This window comes from Rhizobium phaseoli, from assembly GCF_001664385.1.
In the GTDB taxonomy this organism is placed as follows: Bacteria; Pseudomonadota; Alphaproteobacteria; order Rhizobiales; family Rhizobiaceae; genus Rhizobium; species Rhizobium phaseoli.
This window is the reverse complement of sequence record NZ_CP013532.1, coordinates 652437-675849: the sequence shown is the minus strand read 5'-3', so window position 1 is coordinate 675849 and position 23413 is coordinate 652437. Positions and strand designations below refer to the sequence as shown.

The 23413-nt window shown below is 62.2% G+C and carries 21 protein-coding genes; 13 read left to right on the top strand and 8 right to left on the bottom strand.

Annotated elements, in window-relative coordinates; translation table 11 throughout:
- The first annotated feature begins 7 nt into the window (after positions 1-7).
- A complete protein-coding gene (locus AMC88_RS03310; protein ID WP_170960010.1) occupies positions 8-1627 on the top strand; it encodes a VOC family protein in 1620 nt (539 codons plus the stop codon).
- A gap of 16 nt (positions 1628-1643) precedes the next feature.
- On the opposite strand, the gene AMC88_RS03305 is transcribed toward AMC88_RS03310, so the two are convergent.
- The 3 genes from AMC88_RS03305 to AMC88_RS03295 form a co-directional block, all read right to left on the bottom strand.
- A complete protein-coding gene (locus AMC88_RS03305; RefSeq protein ID WP_012482651.1) occupies positions 1644-2543 on the bottom strand; it encodes a DMT family transporter in 900 nt (299 codons plus the stop codon).
- Between the two features lie 124 nt (positions 2544-2667).
- Entirely contained in the window at positions 2668-4152 is a 1485-nt protein-coding gene (locus AMC88_RS03300) for an FAD/NAD(P)-binding protein (protein ID WP_064824824.1), read from the bottom strand.
- A 42-nt stretch (positions 4153-4194) separates the two neighbouring features.
- The gene (locus AMC88_RS03295) at positions 4195-4629 is read right to left on the bottom strand and encodes an OsmC family protein (RefSeq protein WP_010008021.1); all 435 of its coding nucleotides are present in this window, start codon (positions 4627-4629) and stop codon (positions 4195-4197) included.
- 144 nt (positions 4630-4773) lie between these two features.
- Here AMC88_RS03295 and AMC88_RS03290 point away from each other — a divergent pair, with 144 nt between their 5' ends.
- From AMC88_RS03290 to ligD, 4 genes are all read left to right on the top strand, one after another.
- A complete protein-coding gene (locus tag AMC88_RS03290) occupies positions 4774-5034 on the top strand; it encodes a hypothetical protein (protein ID WP_016734804.1) in 261 nt (86 codons plus the stop codon).
- Positions 5035-5215: 181 nt separating this feature from the next.
- Positions 5216-5446, top strand: a complete 231-nt coding sequence (locus tag AMC88_RS03285; RefSeq protein ID WP_010025636.1) for a DUF2188 domain-containing protein — start codon at positions 5216-5218, stop codon at positions 5444-5446.
- 18 nt (positions 5447-5464) lie between these two features.
- Entirely contained in the window at positions 5465-6319 is an 855-nt protein-coding gene (ku, locus tag AMC88_RS03280; RefSeq protein WP_064824823.1) for a non-homologous end joining protein Ku, read from the top strand.
- A 1-nt stretch (position 6320) separates the two neighbouring features.
- Positions 6321-8831 (top strand): DNA ligase D, encoded by a 2511-nt coding sequence (ligD, locus tag AMC88_RS03275; RefSeq protein ID WP_064824822.1) that lies wholly within the window; start codon positions 6321-6323, stop codon positions 8829-8831.
- Between the two features lie 2 nt (positions 8832-8833).
- On the opposite strand, the gene ku (AMC88_RS03270) is transcribed toward ligD, so the two are convergent.
- The 5 genes from ku (AMC88_RS03270) to AMC88_RS03250 form a co-directional block, all read right to left on the bottom strand.
- Positions 8834-9634, bottom strand: a complete 801-nt coding sequence (ku, locus tag AMC88_RS03270; RefSeq protein WP_064824821.1) for a non-homologous end joining protein Ku — start codon at positions 9632-9634, stop codon at positions 8834-8836.
- A gap of 92 nt (positions 9635-9726) precedes the next feature.
- Complete coding sequence (locus AMC88_RS03265) at positions 9727-10872, bottom strand: right-handed parallel beta-helix repeat-containing protein (RefSeq protein ID WP_064824820.1); 1146 nt, start codon at positions 10870-10872, stop codon at positions 9727-9729.
- 200 nt (positions 10873-11072) lie between these two features.
- The gene (locus AMC88_RS03260; protein ID WP_016734809.1) at positions 11073-12095 is read right to left on the bottom strand and encodes an ABC transporter permease; all 1023 of its coding nucleotides are present in this window, start codon (positions 12093-12095) and stop codon (positions 11073-11075) included.
- Positions 12079-13614: a sugar ABC transporter ATP-binding protein gene (locus AMC88_RS03255; RefSeq protein ID WP_064824819.1), complete on the bottom strand. Its 1536-nt coding sequence runs from the start codon at positions 13612-13614 to the stop codon at positions 12079-12081. Before AMC88_RS03255 ends, AMC88_RS03260 begins: the two co-directional genes overlap by 17 nt.
- A gap of 112 nt (positions 13615-13726) precedes the next feature.
- Positions 13727-14713 (bottom strand): sugar ABC transporter substrate-binding protein, encoded by a 987-nt coding sequence (locus tag AMC88_RS03250; RefSeq protein ID WP_012482641.1) that lies wholly within the window; start codon positions 14711-14713, stop codon positions 13727-13729.
- A gap of 315 nt (positions 14714-15028) precedes the next feature.
- Here AMC88_RS03250 and AMC88_RS03245 point away from each other — a divergent pair, with 315 nt between their 5' ends.
- From AMC88_RS03245 to AMC88_RS03210, 8 genes are all read left to right on the top strand, one after another.
- Positions 15029-16039, top strand: coding sequence for a LacI family DNA-binding transcriptional regulator (locus AMC88_RS03245; RefSeq protein ID WP_064824818.1), 1011 nt, complete (start codon positions 15029-15031; stop codon positions 16037-16039).
- A 225-nt stretch (positions 16040-16264) separates the two neighbouring features.
- Positions 16265-16996 carry a FadR/GntR family transcriptional regulator gene (locus tag AMC88_RS03240; RefSeq protein WP_064824817.1) on the top strand — a complete coding sequence of 244 codons (732 nt, stop codon included), beginning with the start codon at positions 16265-16267 and terminating at the stop codon, positions 16994-16996.
- The gene (locus AMC88_RS03235) at positions 16993-18579 is read left to right on the top strand and encodes an ABC transporter substrate-binding protein (protein ID WP_064824816.1); all 1587 of its coding nucleotides are present in this window, start codon (positions 16993-16995) and stop codon (positions 18577-18579) included. The genes AMC88_RS03240 and AMC88_RS03235 overlap by 4 nt, the downstream gene beginning before the upstream one ends.
- A gap of 76 nt (positions 18580-18655) precedes the next feature.
- Entirely contained in the window at positions 18656-19615 is a 960-nt protein-coding gene (locus AMC88_RS03230) for an ABC transporter permease (protein ID WP_064824815.1), read from the top strand.
- 3 nt (positions 19616-19618) lie between these two features.
- A complete protein-coding gene (locus AMC88_RS03225; RefSeq protein ID WP_064824814.1) occupies positions 19619-20494 on the top strand; it encodes an ABC transporter permease in 876 nt (291 codons plus the stop codon).
- Positions 20495-20513: 19 nt separating this feature from the next.
- Positions 20514-21431 carry a dihydrodipicolinate synthase family protein gene (locus AMC88_RS03220; protein WP_064824813.1) on the top strand — a complete coding sequence of 306 codons (918 nt, stop codon included), beginning with the start codon at positions 20514-20516 and terminating at the stop codon, positions 21429-21431.
- An 8-nt stretch (positions 21432-21439) separates the two neighbouring features.
- Positions 21440-22456 (top strand): ABC transporter ATP-binding protein, encoded by a 1017-nt coding sequence (locus tag AMC88_RS03215; protein ID WP_064825800.1) that lies wholly within the window; start codon positions 21440-21442, stop codon positions 22454-22456.
- Positions 22457-23410, top strand: a complete 954-nt coding sequence (locus AMC88_RS03210; RefSeq protein ID WP_064824812.1) for an ABC transporter ATP-binding protein — start codon at positions 22457-22459, stop codon at positions 23408-23410.
- The last annotated feature ends 3 nt before the right edge of the window (positions 23411-23413 follow it).

Here is a 23413-nt window from a genome sequence, read left to right as displayed (position 1 = left end):
CAACAGTATGATCTTTGCGACTTTCATACTCGCGCTCCTGACGACGCCGCTTCAATCAGGACTGCTCTCAATGGTTTCAGGCATACATCACGTGACGGCCATCACCCGCAAGGTGCAGGCGAACGTGGACTTTTACGCCGGCTTTCTCGGCATGCGGCTGGTCAAGCAGACGGCCGGCTACGAAGATGCGATGCAGCTTCATCTCCTCTATGGCGATGCAGCGGGCACGCCGGGTTCGCTGGTCACCTTCCTTGTCTGGGAAGATGGCGCGCCGGGCCGGGCAGGCTTCGGCCAGATCAGCGAAATCTCGCTGGCGATCAACCCCGCAAGCATCGGCTACTGGCTGACGCGCGCCATGAGCTACGGGCTGCGCTCGGAGGGACCGGCCGACGAATTCGGCGAGCCCGTGCTCAGGCTGAAGGATCCCGACAATATCATCCTCAAGCTGGTCGGCGCAAAGAACGTCACCTCGCCGGCCGCCTGGGACGGCGCCTCGATCCCGGTCGAGCACGCTGTCCAGCGCGTGCGTGGCGCAACCATGCTGACGGAGAAGCCAGAGGAAAGCCGGGGCTTTCTCGAGAGCCATTTCGGGTATCGCTTCCAGGCCAATCGCGGCACGATCGACAGGCTGGTTTCGCAATCGGGCGACATTATCGACGTGCGCGATGCGCGCGGCTTCTGGTCGGGGGCGCCCGGCACCGGCACGATCGATCACGTCGCCTTTCGCGCCCCCGACGCGGAGACGCTACTGTCGGTCGGCAAGGCCCTGGAGGCGAGCAATGCGTCGCCGACCAACATGCATGACCGCAAATATTTCCGCTCTCTCTATGCCCGCGAGCCGGGTGGCACGCTGATAGAGCTTGCGACCGACAAGCCGGGCATGACCGTCGACGAAGAGCATGCCGCGCTCGGAACCAAGCTTTTCGCGCCGCCCGACGCGATCACCAATCTCGACGAGCTGAAGGTGGTGCTGCCGCAATTTTCGATGCCCGGCCAGCCGCGCATCAATTATCGCGAGCTGCCCTTCGTCCATCGCTTCTACACGCCGCCCGATCCCGACGGCAGCGTCTTCGTGCTGCTGCACGGCTCGGGCGGCAATGAGACGACGCTGATGCCGCTCCTCAACAAGGTGGCGCCGCGCGCGACGCTGCTCGGCGTGCGCGGCCGCGCGACGGAGGAAGGTTTTCCGCGCTGGTACAAGCGCATCACGCCCTTCTCCTTCGACCAGAACGACATCAAGACCGAGGCGGAGGCCTTTGCGGCCTTCATCGAAGGCGCCGTCAAGTCCTATGGCCTCGATCCCAAGAAGGTCGTCTATGTCGGCTATTCCAACGGCGCCAATCTTCTGAACTCGCTGCTCTACCTGCACCCGAATCTCGTTCACAAGGCGGTGCTGCTGCGCTCCATGCCTGTCCTCAGCGACTTTCCGCATGCCGATCTGAAGGGCACCGACCTGCTGGTCATCAGCGGCAAGACCGATGCCTACGGCAAATATGCCAGCGAGCTGGAAGACCGGCTGAAGAGTTCGGGCGCCACCGTCGATTCCGACGTTATTCCCGGCGGTCACGATCTCGGCGATGCCGATGTGCCAATCATCCAGAAATGGCTTCTGCAGGAAAGCCGCTGACGCCGCGTCGGGATGGTTAGACGCGTGATGCCCGGGCGACCATGATGCCGGCGAGCACCACCGCGGCGCCGAGCGCCTGCATCGTTCCGATCGTCTCGTTGAGCAGCGCCCAGGCGAGGATCGCGGCGACGACCGGCTGCAGCAGCAGCGTCAGCGAAGAGAAGGCCGGCGGCAGATAGGCCAGCGCATAGGTGATCGCCACCTGGCCGCCGGCATGGCTGATAAAGGCAAGTCCGAAAAGCATCGACCAGCCATAAGGGGTCGCCGGCAGCATATGGCCTTCGAAGAAGAAGGCCAGCGGGAAGACGCAGACGGCGGCTGACGCCGTGCTCCACAACATGATGCGGATCGTATCGAACCGGCTGCGCAGCCTGCCGATCGCCAGGATATAACAGGCATAGAAGAAGGCGGCGATCATCGCGGTGCCGTCGCCGCGCAAGTCGCCATTGCTGAGACTTGCCGGACCGCCTTTCAGAATAACGACACCAGCCAGCGCCAGAAGCAGCCCCAACAGGAAGACTCCGCTGGTTCTCGCCCTGAAAAACAGGACGGCGATGAGCGTGACGAAAACAGGCGCGAGATTGGCAAGCAGCGTCGCATTGGCGACCGATGTCATGGTCAGCGAAAGGTGCCAGGCGGCAAGGTCGAGCGCCAGCATGACGCCGGGAAGAACCAGCATGAAGTAGTCGGCAAGGCTTTGCGGTCTGGGCCCAGCATTCTTCTTCAGCAGCGAGACGATGAAGATCGGGATCAGCGCCAGCGCCACGCGCCAGAAGGCGGTGGCCATCGGACCGACCTCGGACAGCCGCACGAAGATCGGCGAGCCGCCGATCGCCGCTCCGCCGAGAACGAGCGCCGCAAGAGCGAGACGATTGGAAGGCGAGGCTTCGGATAGGGTGGAAGCGGTCTGCGACATGATCTCGATATTTCTGATTGCCCTAAGGCCGTCCGGCCGTTGACTGCGGACTGCGTAGCAGAAGTCGACCGCCTGAGACAGTCGAAGAACGACATCGAAAAGGAAAATCGGGGGAAATGGAAAATCAGGCGGGATGCGTCTCGCTCTCAAGCTGCCGCAGCTTTGCGGCGATTTCGGCCGCAATGAAGAAGGCGTGCTCGGTCACCTGCGGCAGCCCCATCAACTCGCCGAAGGTGCCGCGCGCCAAGGGACCGGAGACCAACAGCGACGGGTCCGCCGTTCCCGACGGGCCGATCGCCTCCGAGCGCTCGGTGCAGGCAAGGCCGAGGCCGGTCGGATCGAGCGACAGGTGGCCGGTGGCCGCGAGCGCCGCGAGCCAGGGCTGGGTATCAAGAATGCCGCCATGGGCCGGCCCGGTGGTGACGACGACGGCATCGTAGCTGCGCTCCAACGGCTGGCGCTGATGGCGCGGTTGCAGGGTACAGGCGATGAGCTCGCCTTCGATCCGCGCATCGGCGACGGAGCCGGCGAGGATTTCGAGGCGGCCGGCAGCGATCGCCATATCGAGCACGGTTTCCACCTGCGGCGCGATGCGAAATCGATGCACGTCCCAATAGGGACGCAGATGGCGGACGAGACGACGCCGTTCGGCAATCGGCAGGCCCCGCCAGAGATCATGTCCCTGCGCCCGCACCTGATCGAGCACTCCATGCCAGCTTATGCCCTGCGCTTTTGCGACGCTTATGGCGGCGCGGATTCCGGCCAGCAGCGACACGGCGGAATGCGCCGGATCGGCAACGAAATCGCCGAAGAGCGGCTGCGGCACCGGCGCATGCCCGCGCGAGCGCAGGCCGCGGCGCGAGATCGCCGTCACCGCACCATCATGTCCACGCCCGGCAAGCGAGGCGATGACATCGGCCGCGGTCAGGCCGTTACCGATGACCAGCACCCGGTCGTGGGGACGGATGACATCGAGCGCGCCTGATTTGGTGGTGTCGGCGACGAAACGCGGATGGGCGGCAAGCCGGCTCGCAAGCCGGCCGGGAGCGGCCGGCGGCGGATGGCTGGTGGCGATCGCGACGATATCGGCCTCCGTCACGCCGCCCTTGTCGTCGCGGATCGACCAGCGGCCGGCCCGGCGCTCGACATGGCTCACGGCCGCGCGGCAATGGCGTACGCTGCCGTCGTCCAGAAATGGCTTCAGCAGGGAGGCGACATAATCGCCGAAGAGCCGGCGCCGGGGGAAGACTTGACCATCGGGGCGCTTTGCCTCGGGGTCGCAGGCGACGGCGTCGCGGGCCTCGATCCAGGCCTGGAATTCGCCCTGGTCGTCAGGCTGCAGGCTCATCTTGGCGGCGGGAACATTGATGCGGTGGGCCGGATCATCCGTGTCATAGGCAAGACCACGGCCGAGCTCGGCGCGCGGTTCGAAGACCAGGATGACGGGATGCGCATCGGCCGTCATCCGGGCGAGATGATAGGCGACGCCCGCGCCGGAGACGCCACCGCCGATGATGGCGACGACGGGTTTTCCGGACGTCGGCGGAGGCTTGGGCTGCATGATGGCCGAGACCGTTGCTTCGATAGGTCGAGCATAGAAGCCGGACATTGCCGACGCAATCCTCCATCTGCGATTGTCTATTTGTTGAGATCAGCCCGATGCCGCTATCGTCGTCGAGAATTCGGGATTGCCGCGGATGGTGTTGCTGACCGTGCAGATCTCGTCTTCGGCGGCATGGACAATCTTGCTGCGCGTCTCCTCGTCTATATCGCCTTTGATCGAGAAGACGATGTTGAACTTCGCAACGCGTGACAGCCCTTCCGTCGCCTTTTCGCCGGTGACGTCGGCCGTGATCTCGCTGATCCTGTCGAGAACGCCCATCTGGCTGGCCGCGATGCGGGCGCTGAGCACGAGACAGCCCGAAAGCGAGGCATAGAGCAGATCGAGCGGGCTGAAGCCCGGCTGCGAGGGCGCGGTGACGATATCGATCTCGCCCTTGGTGGTGGAAGTGACATGCGGAAAACCGGTGCGGCCGAGAGTGGCGGTAGCGCCGGTCGGACGAGGGCGAGCCTTGAGATCAGCCATGAAGGAATCCTCTGACAACAGCTTCGCAGAGATAGGACAATCCGCACCGGTCGGCAACGGCTCGGCGGTCTGCGATGGCGGAACCTTTCCATCCCCCATCAGTTGATTACACCTGAACGAAATCATCGACAAAGGTGGATTGCGATGGCGCATGTCCGCAAGATGGATCGTCAGGACCGGCGGATGGATGCCCGCGACCGGCTGATCGTTGCACTCTATGCGCAGCTAAAGGCCGAGCGGGAAACACGCGAAACGCTGGAATGGGCGATCCGCAACGGCGCTATGTCACAGGAGGTGCTGGAGGCGATTGCGGCCGATCCGGTTCCCGTCGTCACCAGCGAGGATATCGCTTCGCTCGAGAAAATCATCGCCCTCGACGAAAGGCGCAAACCAAATCGGGACTGAAGCATGTCGCGCAAAGTGTGCAGCGGTTTTGAGGCAACAGCATGCGAGAAAACCAAGACCTAAAGCGCAAGGAGCGAATCTGAAAGTTCGCGGCGCGCTTTAGGAGCATTCCAGCCAAGTTGCGCAGCGGTCCTGAGGCCGGAATTGCGCAAAAAGGCGTTCGAAGAAGAGGAGATCCGAAATGGCCGATATCACCTATCAGGTCGTCCCGCATGACAATGGCTGGGCCTACAAGCTCGGCGACACTCTGTCGGAAACCTATGCGACGGCTGATGAAGCGATCGTCCGCGCCAAGGACGCCGCGTCGCGCCAGAAGATTGGCGATGGCGACGCGCTGCTCGCCTACCCCTCACCCGATGGCGGCTGGGCATTCCAGGAGCTCGAAACCGACAAAAGCAGCAGTCGGCTCTGATTTGGCACGGAGGATGGAATGGCCGCGCGGGCAAGCTGGAAAGGTCATCTGAAGGTAGGCGACCTTGCTTGCGCCGTCGGGCTCTATACCGCGATTTCCTCCTCCGACCGCGTTTCCTTCAACATCATCAACCGCAAAACCGGCCATCGCGTCGAACGGCAATTCGTCGACAGCGAGACCGGCAAGCCGGTGGAGCGCGACGACCAGGTCAAGGGCTATCAGATGGAGAACGGCGATTACATCGTCATCGAAGGCGACGAGATTGCCGGGATCATGCCGGAGAGCGACAAGGTGCTCGATGTCAAGGCTTTCATCGCCCATGACGATATCGACAAGCTCTATTTCGACCGTCCCTATTATCTCGCACCCGTCGATGAGCATGATGAAGAGGCGCTGTCGCTGATCATCCGGGGCATGCGCGACGCCAAGGTGGCGGCGCTGGCCGAAGCTGTGCTTTTCCGGCGCAACCGAACGCTGCTGATCCGGCCGCATGACACTCACATCATCGCGACCATGCTGAACTTCGATTATGAAGTGCGCTCGGCCGACACCGTCTTCAAGGACATTCCCGATATCAAATTCGACAAGGAAATGCTCGAGCTCGCCGGGCATATCATCGAAACCAAACACGGTAGCTTCGATCCGAGTGAATACGAAGACCGTTACGAAGCCGCTGTCGTCGAATTGGTGAAGGCAAAGATCGAGGGCCGGGCACCGCCGAAGAAGAAACCGGCGCCGGAGCGCAAGGTGGTCGATCTGATGGAAGCGCTGCGCCAGAGCGCGAAACTGAGCGGCAAGAGTGCGGCGAAGAAGAGGCCGGCAACGAAGAAGGCGCCGGCGCGTAGCGACAGCCAAAAGAAGAAGGCAGGCTGAGATGGCCCTCGAGACCTATCAGGCGAAGCGCAATTTCAAACTCACCCCGGAGCCGCGCGGGCAGAAGGGCCGCAGCACCGGCAACAGTTTCGTCATCCAGAAGCATGATGCGACAAGGCTGCATTATGACTTCCGGCTCGAGATGGATGGGGTGCTGAAGAGCTGGGCGGTGACGAAGGGGCCGAGCCTCAACCCTGAGGACAAGCGCCTGGCCGTGCATGTCGAAGACCACCCGCTGTCCTATGGCGATTTCGAAGGCATCATCCCGCAAGGGCAGTATGGCGGCGGCACCGTCATCGTCTGGGACCGCGGCACCTGGACGCCGGTCGGCGACGCTGACAAGGCCTACCGGAAAGGTCATCTGGAATTCGAGCTCGACGGCGAGAAGCTGAAGGGAAGCTGGCACCTCGTGCGCATGCACGGCCGGCCCGGCGAGGCGCGCGAGAACTGGCTGCTGATCAAGGGGGATGATGCCGAGGCGCGCCATGACGGAAATATTCTCGAGGAACGGCCGGAATCGGCCAAGACAGGCCGGCAGCTCGAAGAGGTGGCGGAAAATCCCGATGCGACCTGGAAGTCCAGATCCGGAAACGGCAAGGCGGTTGCCGCCAAGACGCCGGCACAAAAGGCGAAGCCGTCGGGATTCGGCGAACGCCAATGGCCTAAAGGCGCGCGCAAGGGCGCAATGCCCGACTTCATCGAACCGGTGCTTGCCAAGCTGAAACCGAAGCCGCCGGCGGGCGATCGCTGGATCCATGAGATCAAGTTCGACGGCTATCGGCTGCAGGTCAGGATGGAGGACGGCAAGGTCCGTATGTTGACCCGCAGCGGTCTCAACTGGACATCAAAATTCGGCAAGGACGTGCTCGACGCCTTTGCCGCCCTGCCGGTGCAGTCGGCGGTGATCGATGGCGAAATTGTCGTCGAGAGCGATAGCGGCGCCTCAGATTTCTCAGCGCTCCAGCGCGATCTGAGCGAGGGCCGCAACGACCGCTTCGTCTTCTATGCTTTCGATCTCCTCCATCTCGACGGCCACAACCTGCTTGACGCCAGGCTCATCGATCGCAAGCATCTGCTGGAAAGCCTGCTGCCCGCCGATAATGACAAGCTGCGTTACAGCGCGCATTTCAACGAACGCGGCGGCCTGGTGCTCGATCATGCCTGCCGGCTCAGCCTCGAAGGCGTGATCTCCAAGCTGCGCGACAGCAAATACACCTCGGGACGCAAGGGCGATTGGATCAAATCGAAGTGCTCGCACCGGCAGGAATTCGTCATCGGCGGCTACGTGCCATCGACATCGATGAAGAATGCGATCGGCTCGTTGGCGATGGGCTATTACCGAGATGGCGAGCTCAAGCATGTCGGGCGGGTCGGCACCGGGTATACGGTGGCAACCGCGCAGATGCTTTATGAGAAGCTGTCGCGGATGACGCAGAACGAGAACTCCTTCGACGACAAGCTCACCGCCGAGGAGAGGCGTGGGCTGATCTATGTCAAGCCGCAGCTGGTCGGCGAAGTCGAGTTCCGCGCCTGGTCGGCCGACGGCAATCTGCGCCATGCAGCCTTCCGCGGACTGCGCGAGGACAAGCTCGCCAAAGAGGTGACGCGCGAGACCGAACAGACCGCAGCCCGCCCCCTGCCGAAAGCCGCTGTGACGCTCACCCACCCCGACCGCATCTACTGGCCGGGCGAGGGCGTTACCAAGGAGGGGCTGGCGAATTATTATGCGCAGGTCTGGCGCTTCATGGCGCCCTACGTCGTCAACCGCCCTTTGGCGCTCTTGCGTCTGCCGGATGGAATCAACGGTCGTCAGCGGTTTTTTCAAAAGCACGCCTGGAAAGGCATGAACCCTCATATCGAGGAAATCATCGATCCGAAGGACAAGCAGGGAGAGAAGCTGCTGCGGATAACCGATTTCGACGGGGTCGTGGCGCTGGTGCAATCGGCCGTGCTTGAAATCCACCCATGGGGCACGACGACCGACAATTGGGAAAAGCCCGACATGATCACCATGGACCTCGATCCCGGCGAGGCGGTGGCGTGGGAAGATGTGATAGCCGCCGCTTACGAATTGAAGGCGCGGCTGGAAGACGAAGGCCTCGCCGCCTTCGTCAAGACGTCAGGCGGCAAGGGGCTGCATGTGGTGACGCCGCTCGCGCCGAAAGCCAGCTGGGTGGAGGTGAAGGCTTTCGCCAAAGGGCTGGCCGACAGCATGTCGGCCGATGATCCCGACCGTTATCTCGCTACGGCGACGAAGGCCAAGCGCAAAGGGCGGATCTTCATCGATTATCTGCGCAATGGCCGCGGCAACACGGCGGTTGCAGCCTATTCCACACGCGCAAGGCCGGGTGCGGCGGTTTCCATGCCGCTGGAATGGAGCGAACTGACCGCCGACATCGGGCCGGCCTATTTCACTGTCGACAATACGCCGACGCGGCTCGACGCCTTGCCCGGAGATCCCTGGGATGGATTTTTCGCGGCGGCGAAACCGTTGGAAAAGAAGAAAAGATAGGATTATCGCGGCTTGCGGCCGCCTTCCGCCAGACTCTTCTTCAGCGCGTCCATGATGTTGATGACGTTCCCGGTCGATTTCACCGGAAGCGGTTTCTTCGCAGGCGCGGCCTGCTTCAAGCTCTTCTGTTTGCCGCGGATCATCGACTTCAGACGTTTCTGGATCGGGTCCTGCACCATGGTCGGGCTCCAATCCTTGGTTTCTTCCTTCACCAGCCGCTTCATCAGCGCTAAAAGCTTGCTGTCGACCTTTGCCTTGTCGTCGATCTCGGCCAAGGGTTCGCGCACCTCGTCGCCATAATGCAGCGTCCAGAGAATGATGCCCTTGCCTTGCGGCTCCAGCAGCACGGCGCGCTCGCGGCGATAGAGAACCAGACGGGCAATACCGACGACATCATTTGCCTTCATCGCCTCGCGGATGACGCAGAAGGCTTCCACGCCGACCTTATCCTCAGGCGCCAGGAAATGCGGCTTGTCATACCAGATCCAGTCGATCGAGCCGCGTGGCACGAAACTATCGATATCGATGGTGCGGGTACTTTCCAGCCCGACTTCCTCGATCTCTTCGTCTTCGAGAAGAACATAGTCGTCCTCGGCGCGCGGATAACCCTTCACCTGGTCGCTATCGGCCACCGGCTTGTGGGTGACGCTGTCGACATAGCGGCTTTCGAGGCGGTTCTTGGTCTGGCGATTGAGGACGTGGAAACGTAGCTTGTTGCTTTCGGTCGTCGCCGGCGTCAGCGAGACGGAGGCGGTGACGAGCGAGAGCTTGAGATAACCCTTCCAGAATGTCTGGCGTGCCATGGCTGTCCTCTCCCGACACGGTTGGACATGGCAGTCAACGGCAAGGCCGGGCCTTTGGTTCCCAGGGTGATCGGCGGCTGCGCGCGGCGCCGTCAGGTCGAGAGATACCGCTTCTGCCAGGGCAGCTTTTTTTCCTGCCATGCGCGCGGGGTGAATTCGTCATAGGCTGTCTCGGCGATCGCCAGCATCCAATTGCGGCCCTTGCGGGCAAGCAGCACGCAGGACAATTCCATGCCGGGCTCGACGGCGATGGAAGGCCGGTTGGCGCCCGGTATGTCGACGCCCTTGTCCCGCCACTGGATGACGATTTCATCGGGTTCGGAGGTCCATTCCCCCGAGGCGACGGAGGCTTTTCCATCGCCATTGTAGCGAAGCGGCGGCGGCGCGACATTCAGAAAGCTGCCGTCATTGTGATAATTGCCGTCGACCTGCCCGGCGGTGGCTTCGCCCGTTCCTTTCAGAAGGATGTCCTGTCGGCATCGCATGAATATGTTGCGCCGGAAGCTCCCCGACCATGGACGATTGGCGAAGAAGGCGACGTCGCACTCGCTGATGACGTTGTCGTGGATATCGATGTCCTTGCGGAAAGCCCGCTCCTGGTCGGAAAAGCCGCTCAGGCTGATGCCGCGATTATTGTTCTCGATCCAGTTGTCATAGAGGTGATGGCCGGCATGATCGGCCTTGTCGCCTATGCCGTAGCCGAAGGAATAGTCGTTCATCCGGCCGTCGCGCATGATGTTGCTGCGCACCACGGCATCGTCGCCGATCGACGAAAAGGAGAAATTCTTGCCGCCGATGAAATTGTACTCGACCCGGTATCTCAGGGTTTTGTCGCAGACCAGCGCGCCCTTGTTCGACGTGCTCGTCGGCGACTGGAGGAAGAGATTGCCGCGGATCACCACGTCCGAACTGATATTGTCGTCGCTGTTTTGATAGGCGAACTGACAGCAATCCGCGCCCTCGCCCGGTGCCTCTCCCATCCGGTTGTTTTCCAGAAGCACGTTCGACGTCTTCGTCAGATAGATGCCGTCGCCCCGGACATTCTCCGTCTCGCAGCGCCTGACGACGAGGTTCTTGCCATTGTGAAATTTGAAGCCGCGCGGCGAGTTCTTGACGACGACGTCTTCGACCACCGTATCGGAAAACACCTGATAGGCGAGGCCGACATCCTCCGCACCATCGATGACCTGCGCCCGCGTGGAGACGCCATGAGCTTTCTTGCGCAGGATTGCGGGCATCGGATCTCCATCGGCGCGGTTACCTCAGCACCGCCCCTCTTCTCAGAGGCGAAAGCGATGCGGTAACGCATTGAGCTGCTGCATGGCTTATCCCTTAAATCAATTGCGATTCAGGGAATACGCAGTCGCGCCGAATTAAAGCACGGCATGTGGCAGGAGTTTGACGGCCTGCTTCACTTTGCAGGCCGCCTTGCAACCGGTCACCGGGTCTCGAGGATCCGCATCAACCGGCCGCGATAGCTATCGAGGATAACCGCAAGCACGATGACGGCACCGATGACGATCGGCTTGATGTTGTCGTCAGCGCCCAACAGCTGCAGCCCCGTCGACAGCACCTGCAGAATGCAGGCGCCGACCAGCGTTCCGACGATCGAACCCTTGCCGCCCGAGAGGCTGGTTCCGCCGATGATGACCGCGGCGATCGCATTCAATTCATAGCCGATGCCGGCAACCGGGCTGCCGACGTTGAGGCGGAGCAGATAGACCATGGCTGCAATGCCGGCGGTCAGGCCCGAGATCGTGAACACTGCGATCTTGTAGCGCTTCGGCTCGTGTCCCGACAGCCGCACAGCCTCTTCATTGGTGCCGATCGCGAAGACGAAGCGGCCGAAGACCGTATAACGCAGCACGAACCAACCGACGAGGACGACGACGATGGCAATCAGGAAGATCGACGGGAAGATGCCCCAGAAGATCAGGTTGCCGAAGTCGACGAAGGGCTGCGGCAGGCCGGTGATGGTGGAGTTATCGCTGACGACGCGGGCCAGGCCGCTTGCCACATTCAGCATGCCGAGCGTAACGATGAAGGACGGAAGCTTCCACTTTTCGCAGACCCAGCCGTTAATGGCGCCAAGGATCGCGCCGGTGCCCATCGAGGCGAGCGACGCCAGCACGATCGCAGCCCAAGGGGAGAGCCTCGGGTCGATCATGATCGTCGCGCCGATGACGGTGCAAAGGGCCAGCAGCGAGCCGACCGAAAGGTCGATGCCGCCGACCAGGATGACGAAGGTCATGCCCGAGGCGAGGACCGTGTTGATGGCGATCTGCACGAAGATCTTCAGGAAATTCTCCGGCGTGGCGAAATAGGGCGCCGTCGCCGAGAAGAATATGACGATCAGGACGAGGGCGATGGCAACGCCTGCCTCCTTCATCGAGATCCGGATGAGCTTGTCCCAGAAGCCTGTCTCTTTGGCTTCGATCTTGGTTTCAATGTTGCCGGACACGACTGTACTCCTTGTAAGCGAGTGAGAGGATCCTGCTCTCTTCGAATTGATCCCGCGCGATTTCGCCGGCGATCTTGCCGTCCGACAGGACGATGATGCGATGGCAGATGCCGATGAGCTCCGGCAGGTCCGAGGATACGACCAGAACGCCCTTTCCTTCGGCGGCAAATTTCCACAGAAGCTCGTAGATTTCCGCCTTGGCACCGACGTCGATCCCGCGGGTCGGCTCATCGAATATCAGCACCTTGGGACCGCGGAACAGCCATTTGGCGATCACGACCTTTTGCTGGTTGCCGCCCGAAAACGTTCTGACCATCTGATGGATCGACGGGGTTTTGATGCGCAGCTCGCGCACGAGACGCTGGGCGTGGTCGTTCTCCGCCTTTCGGCTGATCAGTCCCTTGCGGGAGATCTTGCGGAAATCCGTCACCGTGGCGTTTTCCGCGCAGCTCATGTCGAGCATCAGGCCCTGCAGCTTGCGGTCTTCCGTCGCCAGGCACAGGCCGGCGGCAACCGCGTCTTTGGGTGAATTGATCGCAACCAGCGCGCCGTCGACGCGGATTTCGCCGCCGGCTTTGGCGTCGGCGCCGAATATGGCGCGCACCGCTTCCGTGCGACCGCTGCCGACAAGGCCGGCAATGCCGACGATTTCGCCCTTGGCGACGGAAAACGACAATTCCGGGCTGTTGCGTGTCACCTTCAGGCCGGAGACGCCAAGCGCTTCGGCGAACACGGCGGTGTCGCTGCGAAAGACGCCATGATCCGAAAGCGTTCGTCCGACCATCAGCTCGACGATATCGGGGATCGCCAATCCGGACAGAGGGCGCGTGATGACATGCTGACCGTCGCGCAGCACAGTGACGTCATCTCCGACTTCGAAAATCTCCTCGAGCCGATGGGAGATATAAAGCGTCGTGACGCCGCGCGCCTTCAGCCGCTTCAGGATCTCGAACAGCCGGTCGACCTCCTTGGAGGTCAGGGTTGCCGTCGGCTCGTCGAGGACGAGCAGCTTGCTTTCATAGCAGAGCGCTTTGGCGATCTCGAGCAGTTGCAGCTGCGCGACGCTGAGGCGGCTGGCAAGCGTCGTCGGCGCCACATCGAGGCCGACTTCCGCCAGCAGTTCAGCCGCGCGGCTGTTCATTTTCCGGTAGTCCACCAGGCCGTATCGGCGCGGAAGATGCTCGAAAAGCAGGTTTTCGGCGACAGTGAGATTGGAAAGGGGATGGAGTTCCTGGTGGATGACGCGAATGCCCGCCTGGAAGGCTTCCAGCGGCGAGCCCGGATGATAAGGCTTGCCGTCAAAAGAAATGTGCCCGTCATCCGGCTTGAAGACGCCGCCCAGCAGGTTGATCAAGGTCGACTTGCCTGCGCCATTCTCGCCGAGGAGAACGTGGCCCTTGCCACGGCCGATCCGCATGGAAACATTTCTGAGCGCCACGACGCCCGGGAAACGCTTGCCGATCCCATCCAGCTTCAAGATGTAGTCGTCTGCTGCCTCTGACACGTCCACCTCGTGCATGATCCGTTGAAATTCGAGATGGCCACCCTCCGCACAAGACGCAAATCGGCTGGCAGCGGTCAGCGCCGGCTTGGCAGCCGGCGCTTCCTGTGGCCTTAAATCGGCAACCCGATTATTTGAGGTCGCCGGCGGTGACGAGCTTGATGTCGGTCTTGACCCAGCCGGTGAATTTCTCGCCGGCGAGTTCACGCATACCGTAGTCGATGCCCATGACCGCCATTTGCGCGCCATACTGTTCGACGGTGGCAAGCATCTTACCATCCTTGATCAGCGGCTGCACCGGCGGGATGTTGTCGAAGCCGACAACCTTGATCTTGCCGGCCTGGCCGGTTGCATCGAGCGCCTTGACGACGCCAAGCGCCATCGAGTCGTTGGCGGCCATCACGCCCTGAATATCCTTATACTTCGTCAGGAAATTGGTCATGACGGTGTTGGCTTCTTCCGTCTCCCAATGGGCGGTCTTGCTGTCGAGAAGCTCGAGCTTGCCCGACTTGACGGAATCCATGAAGCCTTCCTTGCGCTCCTTGGCATTGTCGGCCTCGGGATTGCCCTCGAGGATGACAACCTTCGCGCCCGGACCCAGATCCTTGGCCAGCGCGTCGCCGGCGAGCTTGGCGCCTTCCTGATTGTCCGGGCCGAAGAAGGCCAGATCGATACCGGCTGCCTTCTTGGCATCGGCGTCGAGCGGCACGTCGATGTTGATGACCTTGACGCCGGCCTTCACGGCCTTGGCCAGCGGCGTTGCCATCGCCTTGGAATCGGCCGGGGCAACGACGATGATGTCGTATTTCTGCGTTACGAAGTTTTCGACGGCATCGACCTGGGCGGCGAAATCGCGCTCGTCCTTCATGCCGACGGCCTTGAAATCGAACTTGTCCTTGTTCTCAGCCGCATATTTATCGGCGCCGGCTTTCATTTGCTTGAAGAACTCATTGGACAGAGACTTCATGATCAGGCCGACCTTGGGCTTGCCGGCCGCAAAAGCGGGCGACACGCCGCAGGACAGGGCGAGCACCAGGGTGCCGGCAAGTCCGAGCTTCAATGCCGCACGGCGCGGCGCATTCATCAGGACGGAATCACGCTTTGTAGAATGGGACATTTCTCTCCTCCGAACGGTTCCGGGCCTATCCTCACCTGAGTGCCTTCGCAGATGAACCGTTTCCAACGACACTTGGGTAACAATGCGTCGATGGATTGTCAAGGCGCTGGAAAGCGGGGGTAAGTGGGGAAAATGGGATTAATCCCTGCTCTCGGCAAGTGGCGACGATGAACCGTTTCCATTGAATGCGGCCCATCCCCATGCTATGGGAGATGTCATCACGTTTGACGAAGGCGATGGAGACCATTAGCTGAAGGCTCGATCGGGTGCCCTCGGGGGTCCCGAAGTGAAGATGAAGGGACATGTTCTTCCATTATGCCAAAGGTCGGAATTCGAGACGTTGCCAAGCTTGCCGGCGTTTCCACCGGGACTGTCTCACGGGTCTTGAACGACCACCCTTCGGTGACGGATGAGCTGAGGGCACGCGTCAGACGCATCATCGACGAGCTCGGCTACATGCCCGACCCGTCGGCGCGAAGCATGCGCAGCAAGGTCAGCCGCCTGATCGGCATCGTCATTCCGGATCTGACCAATCCGTTCTTCTCCGAACTCGTGCAGTCCGCCGAACAGGCGGCGGCAAGTCATGGCTACAACATCATCGTCATGACGTCGTTTGACGATGCGGCCAAGGAGGCCGACCGCATCGGACAGCTGACAAGCCGGAAGGTGGACGGCATCATTCTCGTTCCCAGCAATGATTTCCATACGCTCAAGCTGCCGAAGGCTCTGCCGATCGTCGTCGTCGACCGCCTGATGCCGGGATATTCCGGCATCGCCTCCGATCACCGCAGCGGCGTGCGCCTCGGGGTCGAACATCTTCTTAAGCTCGGCCATCGCCGCATCGGTTTCATTTCAGGCCCCAGGCATTCCGTGCCGGCCAATGATCGCCTCAAGGGCTACCTTGATGCGATGGGCCAATCCGACGACGACGGGCAAATTCAGGCCTCGCAACTGATCGCCGAGGCGGCTTTCGATTATGAAAGCGGCCGATCAGCCGGAAACTATCTGCTGGCGCGCGCGCGCAGCGAACGCCCGACCGCCATCTTTGCAAGCTCGGACCAGCAGGCGATCGGCTGCATGAGAGCGGCCCATGATCTGGGAATCCCGATCCCCGCAGCCCTTTCCATCGTCGGCTTCGACGGCATTCCGCTGTCGAGCATGACGACGCCGCGGCTGACCACTGTCAAGCAGCCGATTCAGAGGATTGCCGCAGCGGCCGTCGCAGTTCTCTTGAACAAGCAACCGACGCCCGGCGTCGGCCATCCCATTCTGCTCGACTGCGAGCTTGCGGAAGGGGAAACGACCTCCTCTCCGCAACCCGATTGACCAGACCTCTCGCCGGGCGCTTCTCCGGCTTTCGCCCATCATAGATTCCGCTCGCTCGGTCCAGACCGAAGCACGGGCTGGGCCTTGGCCGAAACGCATCCCCTTTCTCTGCCACAACGTCAGCCAGGCGCCGATCTCCCGCACCAGAAACAAATCCATTTGACGGATATCCTACAAGTGGATATGTCTTAGGCATCTTCATCATTGCAGACCAATGGGAATGGCATGTCGCTGAAATCCATGAAGCCCCTCGCCCGCGCGCCTCTTCTCCACGTCTCCGTGCAGGAAAGCCTGCGCGCCTATATCAGCGACAATGGATTGAAGCCCGGCACGCCGCTTCCGGCCGAATCCGACCTGGCGAACCAGCTCGGCGTCAGCCGCAATTCTCTGCGCGAAGGCATCAAGGCATTGGAATCCGTGGGGGTGCTGGAATCGCGTCGCGGCATCGGCATCTTCGTCAAGGCTTTCTCATTCGAACCGCTGCTCGACAATCTCGCCTATGGCCTTGGCGGCGCCCTGCGCCAGATCGAGGAAGTGATCGAAATCCGCCGGACCCTGGAGGTCGGCCTGATCGGCAAGACGGTCGAGATGATCGGCGGCGACGATATCGCCGAGCTGCGCGCCACCGTGGACCGCATGCGGGTCCATGCCGAGCGTGGTCAATCCTTCGCTGACGAAGACCAGCTTTTTCATACCCTGCTGTTCCGCTGCCAGAACAACGAGACCCTTGCCCGGCTGATCGATGTGTTCTGGCTCGCCTTCTACAAGGCGTCCGATTTCGTCAACCTCGACAATGTCGATCCCGTCGCGACCTGGAGGGATCACGCGGCGATCGTCGATGCCGTCGAGGCAAGAGACGTCGCGGAAGCGCAGAAGCGCCTGGACCGCCACTACCACGGCATTTCCCGGGTGATCGCCGCCAATAAGAAAAGTGCCAATGTGGGAGGAGCACAATGAAAGGACTGTTGAGATTATCATCCGCCATCGCGCTTGCTGCGATGATGGCGACAACCGCCATTCCGGCATTCACAGCCCCGGCGCGGGCAGCGACGCTCTCGGGCGGCTTCGATGTCGGACCCGGCGGTTTCCAGGGCAATTTCAACCCGCTCGCCGCGACGGGCGGCTTCACCTGGCTCAGCGTCTACTTCGAACCGCTGGTGACCTATGACGAGAAGCTCGAAAAGGTCGTCGGCCAGCTCGCCTCGTCCTATGAGGTCAGCCCCGACCAGACGACCTACACGTTCAAGCTTGCCGACGCGAAATGGCATGACGGCAAGCCCTTCACCGCAAAGGACGCGAAGTTCACCCTCGAGCTTGCCAAGAACGCCAAAACCGGCTCAGTTCTCGCGGCGCGCCTGAACGCCGTTTCCTCGGCCGAGGCCAAGGACGACAAGACGCTGATCATCAAACTGTCGGCGCCGTCGGCCAGCCTGATGGATACTCTGACGAAGGTGATGATGCTGCCGGAGCACGCGCTTTCGCAGATCCCCGCAGACCAGCTCGCCAAGAACAGCTGGTGGTCGACCGCACCGATCGGCACCGGGCCGTTCAAGTTCAGCAAATATGTCACCGATCAATATGTAGAACTTGCCGCCAACACCGACTACCGCGGCGGCAAACCGGCCTTGGAAAAGATCATCAACCGCTATTTCGCCAATCCGGCTGCGGCGATCGCCGCACTGCGCGCCGGCGAAATCCAATTTACCTATGTCGATTCCAACGATCTGAAGGCCTTCAACGACAATAAGGATTTCCGCGTCATCGAGGGCAACTCCTTCGTCGTCAACTATCTCGGCTTCAACCACGACTCGCCGATCTGGAAGGATATCCGGGTCCGCCAGGCGGTGATGTATGCGATCAATCGCGACGCGATCATCCAGAGCCTTTACGGCGGTGCCGCCAAACCGGCAAACTGCGCCTATATCGCCGACCGGGTGGTGCCGGCGGGCATCGAGACCTATTCCTACGATCCGGAAAAGGCCAGGCAGTTGCTGAAGGAAGCGGGCTGGGATCAGATCAACGGCGACAAGCCGATAACTCTTCTAACCTATTACTCGACGCCGCTTGCCGCCAATGTCATGGCCGCGGTTCAGGCAATGCTGGCTCAGGTCGGCATCAACGTCACGCCCCGCGCCGTCGACACGCCGACCTATAACAGCATCGTGCTCAACCCGACGCCAGACATCGCGCAGTTTCAGATGGTTTATGCCGGCCTGCAGAACGGCCCGGATCCGGGCAGCATCAATGTCGGCCTCAACGAGAAGCAGATCCCGCCGGCCGGCCCGAACGTCGCCCGCGTGCGCATGCCGATGCTGACCGCCGCGCTCGACGCGGCGCTGAGCGAGACGGATGCCGCCAAGCGCGACGGCCGCTACCAGGAGGTCTGCACGGTGATGAACAAGGAATTGCCCTGGGGTCCGCTTTGGGTGGCGAAACGGTATGGCGTCGCCTCCACCAAGCTCAAGGACTTCATCTGGACGCCCGCCCCCGGCGGCGGCCCTTACCAGGCGCATCCGGAAAAATGGGCGGTCTCCGAATAGGGCGCCACGCATCCTGAGAAAGCCAAGGGCGGCCAGATCGGCGAACCTGTCCGCCGCCGCACAGGAACGGATTTTCATGCTGAGATACAGTCTCCGGCGGCTGCTGATCGGAGTGGGCATGCTCTTTGCCTTGAGCATCCTGATCTTCATCATGCTGCGCCTTACCCCCGGCGATCCGATCGACGCCTATATCGACCCCAATGTGCCGATGTCAGCATCGGATCTTGCGGAACTGCGCGTCACACTCGGCCTCGACCGGCCGCTGCCGGTGCAATATGTCGCCTGGCTGCAGCAGGCGCTGACGGGAAATCTCGGCTATTCGATCAAGCGGCCCGATCAGCCAGTGCTCGGCCTCGTGCTGTCGCGGGTCGGCCCGACGGTTCTGCTGATGGGATCGGCGATCGCGATCGCGATCATCGCCGGCATCGCGACCGGCATCGTCAGCGCGGTTCGCCGCAACTCCCTCGCCGACCTGTCCTTGTCAGTCTTGGCGGTCACCGGCATTTCCAGCCCGCCCTTCTTAAGCGCGCTGGTCGGCCTCTATCTGTTTTCGGTCTATTTCCGCTGGATGCCCTCCGGCGGCATGCTGACGCCCGGCCGGGAGTTTTCCCTCTCCGACCTCCTACACCACCTCATCCTGCCGGCGACCCTGCTGGCCGTGGCGCAGACGTCGCTGATCATGCGCTATATGCGCGCGTCCATGCTCGAGGTGTTGAACCAGGACTATGTGCGCACGGCGCGCGCCAAGGGCGTCTTCGAATTCTGGGTCATCACCAAGCATGCCCTGCGCAATGCGCTGCTGCCCGTCATCACGCTGATCGGCTCGACCATCGGCCTTGCGATCGGCGGCGCGATCTTCATCGAAAGCGTCTTCAACTGGCCCGGCATGGGCCTGCTGATGGTCGATGCGGTGGAAGGCCGCGACTATCCTGTCATCATGGGTTCGACGCTGGTGATCGGCGCCTGCGTCATCGCCGTCAACCTCCTGACCGACCTCACCTATGCGGTGGTCGATCCGCGCATCAAGGTAGGCTGAGTGATGCTGGCACGAAGCCCCGCCCGCAGTCCGGGCCCGATCGCGCGCTCCCTGCATCGCTTCCTGCTCAACCGGGCGGCCTTTGCCGGCCTGTGCATGATCGCGCTGGTGATCGCGGCAATCCTTTCCTATCCGCTGTGGTGGAGCTTCAAACCCAACGACATCGATCTGCTGGCGATGAATGCGCGGCCGGGATCGGGGCACTGGTTCGGCACCGACGGCGTCGGCCGCGACATCTTTGCCCGGGTGATGGACGGCGGCCGGATCTCGCTTTTGGTGGCCCTCACCTCGACCGTCATTTCCGCCCTCATCGGCTTCCTGGTCGGGGCGGTCTCGGCGCTTGCCGGCCGCTTTGCGGATGCGGTCACCATGCGTTTTGTCGATCTTGTCATGACGCTGCCGCCGGTCATCTTCCTGTTGGTGCTCGCCTCGATCGCCGGCACCGGCATCTGGCCGACGGTCTTCGTCATTTCGCTACTTTCCTGGCCGCTGCTGGCGCGCATGGTGCGCGCGCGGCTGCTGGAACTGCGCGAGCGTGACTTCGTGATGGCGGCAAGAGGCATGGGGGCGGGTCTGCCGCACCTGCTCTTCCGCCACGGCCTGCCGAACTCGATCGACATCCTGGTCGTCTTCGCGACGCTGCAGATCGCCAATGCCATCCTGCTCGAGGCCGGCCTTTCTTTTCTCGGGCTCGGCATTGCGCCGCCGGCGGCAAGCTGGGGCAACATGCTGAATGCCGCCCGCTCCACCGCCGTGCTCGAACAATATCCCTGGCAGTGGCTGTTTCCCGGCGGCTTTCTGGTGCTAGCCGTCCTGGCAATCAACTTCATTGGCGATGGTCTTCGCGATGCCTTCGACCCTCGCGCCGAATTAAACTGACGATCGAAAGAAAGCGAAAATGAGCAAATTCAAGGGTGTCGTTCCTCCCGTCATAACCCCTCTGAACAAAGATTACACCGTGGACTACCCGTCCTACACGCGGGTGCTCGAAAACCTGATCGAGGCCGGCTGCCATGGCCTGTTCGTGCTCGGCTCGACCAGCGAGGTGATCTTCCACGATGAAAGGACCCGGCGGGAGATCATCGAGCATTCGGCCAAGGTCATCAACGGCCGGGTGCCGCTGATCGTCGGGGTCATCGATCCCACCACCGACCGGGTCATCAACCATGCCCGGATCGCCAAATCGGCCGGCGCCGACGCGGTTGTCGTGACGGCGCCGTTCTACACGGTCACCAGCCAGGCCGAGACAATCGATCACTTCCGCTATATCCGCGATGCCGTCGACGTGCCGCTGATCGCTTATGACATTCCCGTTTGCGTGCATGTGAAACTGCAGCGCCAGACCAGCGTGACGCTGGCGAAGGAGGGAACCATCATCGGCATCAAGGATTCGAGCGGCGACGACGGCAATTTCCGTTACGTGCTGCTCGATCTTGCCGACAACAAGGATGTCTTCCTGATGACCGGTTCCGAGATCGTCGTCGACACGGCGCTTCAGATGGGCGCCCATGGCGTGGTGCCCGGCATCGCCAATGTCGATCCGCATGGCTACGTCAGGCTCTGGAATGCCGCCCAGCGCGGCGACTGGGTCGCGGCCCGCAAGGAGCAGGAGCGGCTCTGCCGGCTCTTCGAAATCGTCTGGGTCGGCTCGGGACGTGTCAGCGGCGGTGCCGCCGGTATCGGCGCCTTCAAGGCGGCGATGAAGAGCCTCGGCATCATCGATACGGCGCTGATGCCGCGCCCGCGCGCGGCCCTCAACGAGGCCGAGACTGCAAGGATCGACGAGATCCTGCGCGCCACCGGCCTGCTTTCCTGATGGACACCATGCTACAGACCGCCGACACCATTCTCGACATCAAGGGGTTGCGGACCGTCTTCCGCATCCGCTCGGGCGCGGTGACGGCGGTCGACGGCATCGATCTCAGCGTGGCGGCGGGCGAGACGCTGGCGCTCGTCGGCGAGTCCGGCTCGGGCAAATCGGTCACCGGCCTTTCGGTCATGCGGCTCCTGACCCGCAATATCGGTGCGATCGCCGCCGGTCGCATTGATCTGAAGCGCAAGAATGGCACCGTCAGCAATCTCATCGACCTCGCCGAAAAGGACATGCGCGCTGTTCGCGGCAACGATATCGGCATGGTCTTCCAGGAACCGATGTCGAGCCTCAACCCGGTCTACACCATCGGCGATCAGATCTCGGAGCCGATCCGCATTCATCGCGGGGCGAACCGGAAAGCCGCCATGGATGCGGCCGTCGCGCTTCTCGACGGTGTCGGCATTCCCGACGCCAGGCGCCGTGCCGGTCAATATCCGCACGAATTATCCGGCGGCATGCGCCAGCGCGCCACGATCGCCATGGCGCTCGCCTGCGACCCGACGCTCTTGATCGCCGACGAGCCGACGACGGCGCTCGATGTCACCATCCAGGCGCAGATCCTCGCCCTCTTGCAGGCTCTGCAGCGCGAGCGCGGCATGGCCATGCTCTTCGTCACCCATAATCTCGGCGTCGTCGCCGAAATCGCGCATCGGGTGGCTGTCATGTATGCCGGGCGGATCGTCGAGACCGGGCCGGTGGCTGAGGTTTTCCGCAATCCGCGGCACCCCTATACGATCGGCCTCCTCGCCTCGATGCCGAAACTCGGTGACGCCAGCCGGATGAAGCAGGCGGGGGAAAGGCTGGTGGCCATTCCGGGCGTCGTGCCGAGCCTGATGAACATGCCGGCCGGCTGCGCTTTCCAGCCGCGCTGCCGATTTGCCGTCGACGCCTGCCGCGCGGCCGTGCCGCCGCTCGCAGATGTCAATCCGCGCCACAAGAGCCGCTGTATCCGCTGGCAGGAGATCTAAATGAGCGAGCCCCTTCTCTCCGTCCGCGACCTTGGAAAGGATTATACGTCCCGCGGCGCTAGGCTGACCATTCTGCGGGGCATTTCCTTTGATATCGGCAAAGGCGAGGTGGTCGGGCTGGTCGGCGAATCCGGCAGCGGCAAGACGACGATCGGGCGGTCGGTGCTGCGCCTCATCGAACCCTCCGCCGGCAGCGTCCGCTTCGACGGCACCGAACTCACCGGCCTGTCCTCATCGGCAATGCGGCGCCTGCGGCCCCGGATGCAATATATTTTTCAGGACCCGTTCGCGAGCCTTTCACCGCGCATGACGATCGGCGAAATTCTGACCGAGGGGCTGAAGATCCAGGGCCTCGGCACGGCAAAAGAGAGACTGGAACGCGCCCGCGCGGCGCTCGAACAGGTCGATCTTCCCACGGACGCCGTCAATCGTTACGCCCACGAGTTCTCGGGCGGCCAGCGGCAGCGGATCGGCATCGCCCGGGCGCTGACGCTCGCGCCGGAATTCATCGTCGCCGACGAGCCGGTCTCCGCACTCGATGTCTCGATCCAGGCGCAGGTGATCAATCTTCTGCGTGACCTGCAGCAGCGCCTTGGCCTGACCATGCTGTTCATCAGTCACGATCTCGCCGTGGTCGAATATATCTGCGACCGGGTGATCGTCCTCTATCTCGGCCGGATCATGGAAATCGCGCCAAGTGCTGTGCTTTATGCCAGGCCGCTGCATCCCTACACGCGAGCGCTGCTCTCGGCGATCCCCTCGCCCGATCCCGAGGCGCCGCGCAACCGTCAGATCCTCAAGGGCGATATTCCAAGCCCCGCCGATCCGCCGAGCGGTTGCGTCTTTCGCACGCGCTGTCCGAAGGCGCTAGCGGCCTGCGGCGAGACCGTGCCGGAGCTGCGTGAAATGACGCCGGGGCATTTCAAGGCGTGCATCCGCGATGACCTCGGCTGAAGG

What these genes read in the sequence shown, in the direction of transcription:
- AMC88_RS03225 (WP_064824814.1), top strand. Translation starts at nt 19,619, where the DNA reads ATGCTGGCACGAAGCCCCGCCCGCAGTCCGGGCCCGATCGCGCGCTCC.
- ligD (WP_064824822.1), top strand. Translation starts at nt 6,321, where the DNA reads ATGGCCCTCGAGACCTATCAGGCGAAGCGCAATTTCAAACTCACCCCG.
- AMC88_RS03240 (WP_064824817.1), top strand. Translation starts at nt 16,265, where the DNA reads ATGTCGCTGAAATCCATGAAGCCCCTCGCCCGCGCGCCTCTTCTCCAC.
- AMC88_RS03290 (WP_016734804.1), top strand. Translation starts at nt 4,774, where the DNA reads ATGGCGCATGTCCGCAAGATGGATCGTCAGGACCGGCGGATGGATGCC.
- AMC88_RS03210 (WP_064824812.1), top strand. Translation starts at nt 22,457, where the DNA reads ATGAGCGAGCCCCTTCTCTCCGTCCGCGACCTTGGAAAGGATTATACG.
- ku (WP_064824821.1), bottom strand. Translation starts at nt 9,634, where the DNA reads ATGGCACGCCAGACATTCTGGAAGGGTTATCTCAAGCTCTCGCTCGTC.
- AMC88_RS03265 (WP_064824820.1), bottom strand. Translation starts at nt 10,872, where the DNA reads ATGCCCGCAATCCTGCGCAAGAAAGCTCATGGCGTCTCCACGCGGGCG.
- AMC88_RS03230 (WP_064824815.1), top strand. Translation starts at nt 18,656, where the DNA reads ATGCTGAGATACAGTCTCCGGCGGCTGCTGATCGGAGTGGGCATGCTC.
- AMC88_RS03235 (WP_064824816.1), top strand. Translation starts at nt 16,993, where the DNA reads ATGAAAGGACTGTTGAGATTATCATCCGCCATCGCGCTTGCTGCGATG.
- AMC88_RS03310 (WP_170960010.1), top strand. Translation starts at nt 8, where the DNA reads ATGATCTTTGCGACTTTCATACTCGCGCTCCTGACGACGCCGCTTCAA.
- AMC88_RS03285 (WP_010025636.1), top strand. Translation starts at nt 5,216, where the DNA reads ATGGCCGATATCACCTATCAGGTCGTCCCGCATGACAATGGCTGGGCC.
- AMC88_RS03215 (WP_064825800.1), top strand. Translation starts at nt 21,440, where the DNA reads ATGCTACAGACCGCCGACACCATTCTCGACATCAAGGGGTTGCGGACC.
- AMC88_RS03250 (WP_012482641.1), bottom strand. Translation starts at nt 14,713, where the DNA reads ATGTCCCATTCTACAAAGCGTGATTCCGTCCTGATGAATGCGCCGCGC.
- ku (WP_064824823.1), top strand. Translation starts at nt 5,465, where the DNA reads ATGGCCGCGCGGGCAAGCTGGAAAGGTCATCTGAAGGTAGGCGACCTT.
- AMC88_RS03255 (WP_064824819.1), bottom strand. Translation starts at nt 13,614, where the DNA reads ATGCACGAGGTGGACGTGTCAGAGGCAGCAGACGACTACATCTTGAAG.
- AMC88_RS03305 (WP_012482651.1), bottom strand. Translation starts at nt 2,543, where the DNA reads ATGTCGCAGACCGCTTCCACCCTATCCGAAGCCTCGCCTTCCAATCGT.
- AMC88_RS03295 (WP_010008021.1), bottom strand. Translation starts at nt 4,629, where the DNA reads ATGGCTGATCTCAAGGCTCGCCCTCGTCCGACCGGCGCTACCGCCACT.
- AMC88_RS03300 (WP_064824824.1), bottom strand. Translation starts at nt 4,152, where the DNA reads ATGTCCGGCTTCTATGCTCGACCTATCGAAGCAACGGTCTCGGCCATC.
- AMC88_RS03220 (WP_064824813.1), top strand. Translation starts at nt 20,514, where the DNA reads ATGAGCAAATTCAAGGGTGTCGTTCCTCCCGTCATAACCCCTCTGAAC.
- AMC88_RS03245 (WP_064824818.1), top strand. Translation starts at nt 15,029, where the DNA reads ATGCCAAAGGTCGGAATTCGAGACGTTGCCAAGCTTGCCGGCGTTTCC.